The sequence below is a fragment of the Streptomyces griseorubiginosus genome (genome assembly GCF_017614965.1).
GTDB lineage: Bacteria > Actinomycetota > Actinomycetes > Streptomycetales > Streptomycetaceae > Streptomyces > Streptomyces griseorubiginosus_B.
In genome coordinates this window covers 1-7,029 of sequence record NZ_WVUG01000395.1, presented here as the reverse complement: position 1 = coordinate 7,029, position 7,029 = coordinate 1, and the positions used below count along the sequence as shown (strand labels likewise).

Sequence of the window (7,029 nt, the reverse complement as noted above, 5' to 3'; positions counted from 1 at the left end):
GTGCGGGGGTGGCGGGAGGTGGTCCTCCGGGGCGCGCACGGTCCGCAGGTCCACCTCCGTCGGCGGGTGCGGTGCGTTTCCGGTCAGGGACGCGCGCAGATCGGAGACGAAGGCGAGGCAGGAGGGGTGGCGCTCGTCGGGCGGCTTGGCGAGGGCCTTGGTGAAGACCGGGTCGACCTCGGGGGCGAGGTCGGGGCGGGACTCCGTCAGCGCAGGCGGCCGGTCGTACTGGTGGGCCCACAGCAGGGCCATGTCGTCGTCGCGGCGGAAGGGCGGGTGACCCGCGAGGGACTCGTAGACGACGCAGGCGAAACCGTAGACGTCGCAGCGTCCGTCGACCGGGCGGCCGGAGATCTGCTCGGGCGCCACGTAGTCGAGGGTGCCGACGAACTGGCCGACGGTCGTGAAGCCGGTCAGGGACAGCGACTTCTTCGTCAGGCCGAAGTCGGTGAGGTAGCTGTGCTCCGGGTGGTCGCTGTCGGTGCCGCGGGCCACCAGGATGTTGCCGGGCTTCACGTCCCGGTGGACCAGCCCGTGTTCGTGGGCCGCGTCCAGCGCGGAGGCGACCTGCGCGGCGATCCGGACCGCGACCGAGGGGGCCAGCGGTCCGCGACGGTCCAGGACATGCCGCAGGTCGCTGCCCTCGACGTAACGCATCGCGATGTACAGGACGCCGTCCGTCTCGCCCGCCTCGTAGATCGGCACGATGTGCGGGTGGTCGATGGCGGCGGCCGCCCGGGACTCGTGGGTGAAACGGAGCCGGAAGGTGTCGTTGCGGGCGAGTTCGGGGGCGAGCAGCTTGAGCGCGACCGTGCGGTCCAGGCGCAGGTCGCGGGCACGGTAGACGACGGCCATGCCGCCGCGCCCGATCTCGCGCTCGATGCGGTAGTCGGCGACCTTGGTACCGACCAGCTCGGAGGGGCGGCCCGAGAACAGGCCCGTGTCACGGGCCATCGGGCGTCACGACCTGGGTCGGGGCGTGCCCGGCGTCCGCCGCGGCCGCGCCGGGTCCGTCGTCGGTGGCGTAGGGGGCCAGTCGCGCTCCGTCGCCGTACACCCACCGGCGCTGCTCGGTGTCGTACAGCCACACGGACTCGCCGTCGACGACGACCCCGAGGCGCAGCCCGCGCGTACGGCCGCGGAAGGACTCCCCGTCCATGCCGCCGGCGAGATCCTCGACGGCGGCCCGGTCATCGACACCCGCAGCGGCCGCACCACCAGCCTGAGCGTGCCCGACCACCGCCTCGTCCTCACCTTCGACGACGGCCCCGACCCGACCTGGACCCCGAAGGTCCTGGACGTGCTGAAGAAGCACCACGCGCACGCGGTCTTCTTCGTGACCGGCACCATGACCTCCCGCCACCCCGGCCTGGTCAGAAGGATGGTGGCGGAGGGCCACGAGGTCGGCCTGCACACCTTCAACCACCCCGACCTCTCCTACCAGTCGACGAAGCGCATCGACTGGGAGCTGTCCCAGAACCAGCTGGCCCTCGCGGGCGCCGCCGGCATCCGCAGCTCGATCTTCCGCCCGCCGTACTCCTCCTTCGCCGACGCCATGGACGACAGGTCGTGGCCCGTCACGCGGTACATCGGCACCAAGGGCTATCTGACGGTCGTCAACGACACCGACAGCGAGGACTGGCGAAGGCCCGGCGTCTCCACGATCATCCGCAACGCCACCCCGCGCGGCGGCAAGGGCGCCATCGTCCTGATGCACGACTCCGGCGGCGACCGCCACCAGACGGTGCGGGCCCTGGACCGGTTCCTGCCCGAGATGCAGGCGAGGGGCTACCGGTTCGACAGCCTCACCGAGGCGCTCGACGCGCCCAGCGCGCTCACCCCGGTCACCGGGGCCGAGCTGTGGAAGGGCAGGGCGTGGATCTTCCTCGTCCGGGCCTCCGACGACATCACCGGCGTGATGGTCGCCGGCCTCGCGGTGGTCGGCGCGCTCGTCATCGGCCGGTTCGCGCTGATGCTGCTGCTGTCCGGCGCGCACGCCCGCCGGGTCCGGCGGCGGGACTTCGGCTGGGGGCCGCCGGTCACCCAACCGGTGTCGGTGCTCGTGCCCGCGTACAACGAGGCCAAGTGCATCGAGAACACGGTCCGTTCACTGATGGCGAGCGAGCACCCCATCGAGGTGATCGTCGTCGACGACGGCTCCGGCGACGGCACCGCCAGGATCGTCGAGGCGATGGGCCTGCCGAACGTCCGGGTCGTGCGGCAGCTGAACGCGGGCAAGCCCGCCGCCCTCAACCGGGGCCTCGCCAACGCCCGCCACGACATCGTCGTGATGATGGACGGCGACACCGTCTTCGAACCGTCCACCGTCCGCGAGCTGGTGCAGCCCTTCGGCGACCCGCGCGTGGGCGCCGTCGCCGGCAACGCGAAGGTCGGCAACCGGGATTCGCTGATCGGCGCCTGGCAGCACATCGAGTACGTGATGGGCTTCAACCTCGACCGCCGTATGTACGACATCCTGCGCTGCATGCCGACGATCCCGGGGGCCGTGGGGGCGTTCCGCCGCTCGGCGCTGGAGCGGGTCGGCGGGATGAGCGACGACACGCTCGCCGAGGACACCGACATCACGATGGCCATGCACCGCGACGGCTGGCGGGTGGTGTACGCCGAGAAGGCGCGCGCCTGGACCGAGGCGCCCGAGACGGTCCAGCAGCTGTGGTCCCAGCGCTACCGCTGGTCGTACGGCACCATGCAGGCGATCTGGAAGCACCGGCGCGCCCTCGTGGAGCGGGGTCCCTCGGGCCGCTTCGGCCGGGTGGGCCTGCCGCTGGTGTCGCTGTTCATGGTGGTGGCCCCGCTGCTCGCCCCCCTGATCGACGTCTTCCTCCTGTACGGCGTCGTGTTCGGCCCGACCGAGAAGACGATCGTGGCCTGGCTCGGGGTGCTGGCGATCCAGGCGATATGCGCGGCGTACGCCTTCCGCCTCGACAAGGAACGCATGACCCATCTGATCTCGCTCCCCCTGCAGCAGATCCTCTACCGCCAGCTCATGTACGTCGTGCTGCTCCAGTCCTGGATCACGGCCCTCACCGGCGGCCGTCTGCGCTGGCAGAAGCTGCGCCGCACGGGGGTCGTGGAGGCGCCGGGCGGGACGGTGCCCCGCCAGCGCAGCCGTACGAGCCGTACGAGCAGTACGAGCAGTACGAGCAGCAGTGATCGGAGGCCCGTGGCATGACGCACGGACACACGACCGACGTCCCGCACCGGCCGGAACCGGCGCCCGCGTCCGCTGCCGCGCCGGGGAAGCCGGGCCGTGACCGGTACCTCGACCTCCTGCGCTCCATCGCCCTGGTCCGGGTGGTCGTCTACCACCTCTTCGGCTGGGCGTGGCTGTCGGTCCTCTTCCCCTCCATGGGCGTGATGTTCGCGCTCGCCGGCTCGCTGATGGCACGGTCGCTCGGCCGCCCGGCGCCGAGTGTGGTCCGCGGCCGGATCCGCCGACTGCTGCCTCCCCTGTGGGCGTTCAGCGCCGTCGTCGTGGCCATGATGTTCGCGGACGGCTGGAACCCGCTGAAGGACCCGGACACCGGGGGCGCCTGGGGGGTGGCGGACCTCCTCAACTACGTCGTCCCGGTCGGCGCCCCGCCCTACCCCTGGCACCTCGGCACCGACGGGGGCCTGTTCGACTCCACCTGGGCGGACCAGGCGGCGGGACCGCTGTGGTACCTCCGCGCCTATCTGTGGTTCGTGATCGCTTCCCCGCTGCTGCTGTGGGTCTTCCGCCGCGCGCCGTGGCCGACACTGCTCGCCCCGCTCGCCCTGACGGCGATCGTCGGCACGGGTGTCGTCACGGTCCCCGGCGAGACAGGCAACGCGATCACCGACTTCGGGACGTACGGCGCCTGTTGGGTCCTGGGCTTCGCCCACCACGAGGGGCTGCTGCGGCGCGTCCCCCGTTACCTCGCGGTCTCCGGCTCCGCGCTCGTGATGGCGTTCGGCCTGTGGTGGGCGTCGGGCCATCCCGGCGAGGACGCCTGGGACCTGAACGACATCCCGCTGGCCCAGGCGACCTGGTCCCTCGGGTTCGTCGTCATCCTGCTCCAGTACTCCCCGTCCTGGCAGGAGCTGCCGGGCCGCCTCGCCCGCTGGGACAGGCTGGTGACCCTCTCCAACAACAGGGCCGTCACCATCTACCTCTGGCACAACCTCCTGATCATGGCGACGTTCCCGATCATCGACCGCGCCTACGACCTTCCCTTCATGGACAGCGATACGGCGTCGTCAGCCCTGGACTCGACATACGGCTTCTGGACGTTCGTCCTGATCTGGCCCCTGATCGGCCTGGCGATCCTGGCGTTCGGCTGGATCGAGGACCTGGCCGCCAGGCGCAGCCCACGCCTGTGGCCGGACGGGAGGCGACGCGGGGGAGCCCGACGCCTCTCTCGTTGAGGTGAGGGCCCTGTCGTTCCCCCTGGGTACGCTGACCTCACAGGCGAGACTCCGTCCCATGGGAGCACCGATGAGCGCCGTACGCGACGACCGGCCGGACAACGAGCCGGCCTACCGCTGGCCGATTCCGCCAGCCGGGGGCTGGACCGCGGACGACCTCGACCGGATTCCGGGCCTCCCGCCGCACACGGAATTGATCGACGGGAGTCTCGTCTTCATGAGTCCACAGACCGCGTTCCACGCGCGGTGCATGCGTCTGCTGGAGATCAGCCTCCTGGAACAGGCGCCGGACCACCTGGACGTCATGCGGGAGATGACCGTCAGGCTGGACACGAAGAACCGGCCGGAGCCGGACATCATGGTCTTCCCCCTGGAAGCGAACACCGGTCCGAACCAGACCTCCTACAACCCCGAGGACATCCTCCTGGCCGTGGAAGTCGTCTCCGCCGACTCGCGTGAACGGGACCGCGAGGTCAAGCCCCGTAAGTACGCGGCTGCCGGCGTGCCGCACTTCTGGCGGGTGGAGCAGGACGGCGACAAGGGGCTGCCGGTCGTCTACGTCTACGAGCTCGACCCGGCCACCGGTTCCTACGGCCTCACCGGCATCTTCCACAACCGCCTCAAGGTCTCCGTGCCCTTCGAGATCGACATCGACCTCACCACTGGACGTCCGCGTCCGGGGAGCCGTTCGTAACGTGTGGCGTCGGAACCTCTCATCCCGCCCCCGCGCCGGGTGAGAGCAACGTTCCCTTCCGGTCACCCGGTGCCACAGGGCGGTAACGCCGCCTCCCTACCTTCGGGACTCATCACCGCTCATCTGCCCCAAGCACGACCGAGCCCCGGAGAACCGTGGAGGCGTCATGACAGCCGCTAGTACAGCCCCCGCATCCAGCAGGGGAGGCCGCTGGATCCAGCAGTGGGATCCCGAGGACGAGACCTTCTGGAACGAGACCGGAGAGAAGATCGCCAAGCGCAACCTCGTCTTCTCCGTGCTCTCCGAGCACATCGGGTTCTCGATCTGGACCCTGTGGTCCGTGCTGGTGCTCTTCATGGGTCCGGAGTACGGGCTGACCCCGGCCGACAAGTTCCTGCTGACGTCGATGGTCACGCTCGTCGGCGCCGTCGTCCGCGTCCCCTACACCTTCGCCGTCGCGATCTTCGGCGGCCGGAACTGGACGATCATCTCGGCCGGTCTGCTGCTCATCCCCACCATCGCCGCGTTCGCGGTGATGAAGCCCGGGACGTCCTTCGACACCTTCCTGCTCGTCGGCCTGCTGGCCGGCATCGGCGGCGGCAACTTCGCCTCCTCGATGACCAACATCAACGCCTTCTTCCCGCTGAGGAAGAAGGGCTGGGCCCTCGGCCTCAACGCGGGCGGCGGCAACATCGGCGTCGCGGCGATCCAGCTCGTGGCCCTCGCCGTCATCGGTGCCAGCGGCGGCCCGCGCGTGCTGCTCGGGATCTACATCCCGCTCATCGTCGTCGCCGCGGTCCTCGCCGCGCTCTTCATGGACAACATCGAGAACGTGAAGAACGACACCGGCGCCGCCAAGGACGCCGCCCGGGACGCCCACACCTGGATCATGTCCGTCCTGTACATCGGGACGTTCGGCTCCTTCATCGGCTACAGCTTCGCCTTCGGGCAGGTGCTGACCAACCAGTTCGGCCGTACACCGCTGCAGGCCACCTACCTCACCTTCATCGGCCCGCTGCTCGGCTCGCTGGTGCGGCCCGTGGGCGGCTGGCTCGCCGACAAGTACGGCGGCGCGAGGATCACCCTCTACAACTACATCGCCATGGCCGCCGCCACCGCCGTCCTGGTCCTCGCCAGCATGCAGAAGTCGCTCCCCCTGTTCGTCGCCGCGTTCGTCGTGCTGTTCGCGCTCGCCGGCCTCGGCAACGGGTCGACCTTCAAGATGATCCCCGGCATCTTCCAGGCCAAGGCCCTCTCCAAGGGGCTTCAGGGCGAGGAAGCGGTCAAGTACGGGCGCCGGCTCTCCGGTGCCTCGATGGGCCTCATCGGCGCGGTCGGCGCGCTCGGCGGCGTCGGCATCAACATGGCCTTCCGGCAGTCCTTCCTGTCCTACGGCTCCGGAACCGGCGCGTTCGTCGCCTTCCTCGCCTACTACGCTCTCTGCTTCGCGGTCACCTGGGCCGTATACCTTCGCCGCCCGGCCGCAACCACCGAGGCCGCGACCGCCCCAGAGGCGAAGCCGCAGCTCAGCTATGCCGAGGTGTGACGTAACACCGGCGACATGAAGCCGAACCGAGCCTGTCACGCGCCGTTGACAGGCTCGTTCGGCATGCAGGTACCGCCGTACCTCCTGTACGACGACTCGAGTTCGGGACGAGAGCCATGGACGACGAACAGCAGCGACCGCAGCCCGGTCAGCACGGCCCGCTCGCGGGATTCACCGTGGGTGTCACGGCCGCGCGCCGGGCCGACGAACTGGGCGCCCTGCTGCAGCGACGGGGAGCTGCCGTCCTGCACGCACCCGCTCTGCGCATCGTGCCGCTCGCCGACGACAGCGAGCTGCTGGCGGCGACGAAGGACCTGATCGACCAGGCACCCGACGTGGTCGTGGCCACGACCGCCATCGGCTTCCGGGGGTGGGTCGAGGC

At 70.2% G+C, this 7,029-nt stretch carries 7 protein-coding genes; 5 read left to right on the top strand and 2 right to left on the bottom strand.

The window, feature by feature from the left end; all coding sequences use genetic code 11:
• Together GRC12_RS40055 and GRC12_RS40050 are read right to left on the bottom strand one after the other, a co-directional pair.
• On the bottom strand, positions 1–954 hold a 954-nt coding region (locus GRC12_RS40055), incomplete at its 3' end, for a serine/threonine-protein kinase (RefSeq protein ID WP_208785380.1).
• Positions 944–1,240 (bottom strand): hypothetical protein, encoded by a 297-nt coding sequence (locus GRC12_RS40050; protein ID WP_439959937.1) that lies wholly within the window; start codon positions 1,238–1,240, stop codon positions 944–946. The genes GRC12_RS40055 and GRC12_RS40050, both read right to left, overlap by 11 nt.
• Between GRC12_RS40050 and GRC12_RS40045 the strand changes: the two genes are divergently transcribed.
• From GRC12_RS40045 to GRC12_RS40025, 5 genes are all read left to right on the top strand, one after another.
• Positions 1,172–3,193 (top strand): glycosyltransferase, encoded by a 2,022-nt coding sequence (locus GRC12_RS40045; RefSeq protein WP_439959936.1) that lies wholly within the window; start codon positions 1,172–1,174, stop codon positions 3,191–3,193. The two genes, GRC12_RS40050 and GRC12_RS40045, sit on opposite strands and share 69 nt — an antisense overlap.
• Complete coding sequence (locus tag GRC12_RS40040; protein WP_208785379.1) at positions 3,190–4,407, top strand: acyltransferase family protein; 1,218 nt, start codon at positions 3,190–3,192, stop codon at positions 4,405–4,407. Before GRC12_RS40045 ends, GRC12_RS40040 begins: the two co-directional genes overlap by 4 nt.
• A gap of 70 nt (positions 4,408–4,477) precedes the next feature.
• Positions 4,478–5,101, top strand: coding sequence for a Uma2 family endonuclease (locus tag GRC12_RS40035; protein WP_208785378.1), 624 nt, complete (start codon positions 4,478–4,480; stop codon positions 5,099–5,101).
• A gap of 166 nt (positions 5,102–5,267) precedes the next feature.
• Complete coding sequence (locus tag GRC12_RS40030) at positions 5,268–6,647, top strand: nitrate/nitrite transporter (RefSeq protein ID WP_208785377.1); 1,380 nt, start codon at positions 5,268–5,270, stop codon at positions 6,645–6,647.
• Between the two features lie 116 nt (positions 6,648–6,763).
• Positions 6,764–7,029, top strand: a 266-nt coding sequence (locus GRC12_RS40025; protein ID WP_208785376.1) for a uroporphyrinogen-III synthase, incomplete at its 3' end; no start/stop codon positions are given.

What these genes read in the sequence shown, in the direction of transcription:
- GRC12_RS40030 (WP_208785377.1), top strand. Translation starts at nt 5,268, where the DNA reads ATGACAGCCGCTAGTACAGCCCCCGCATCCAGCAGGGGAGGCCGCTGG.
- GRC12_RS40040 (WP_208785379.1), top strand. Translation starts at nt 3,190, where the DNA reads ATGACGCACGGACACACGACCGACGTCCCGCACCGGCCGGAACCGGCG.
- GRC12_RS40035 (WP_208785378.1), top strand. Translation starts at nt 4,478, where the DNA reads ATGAGCGCCGTACGCGACGACCGGCCGGACAACGAGCCGGCCTACCGC.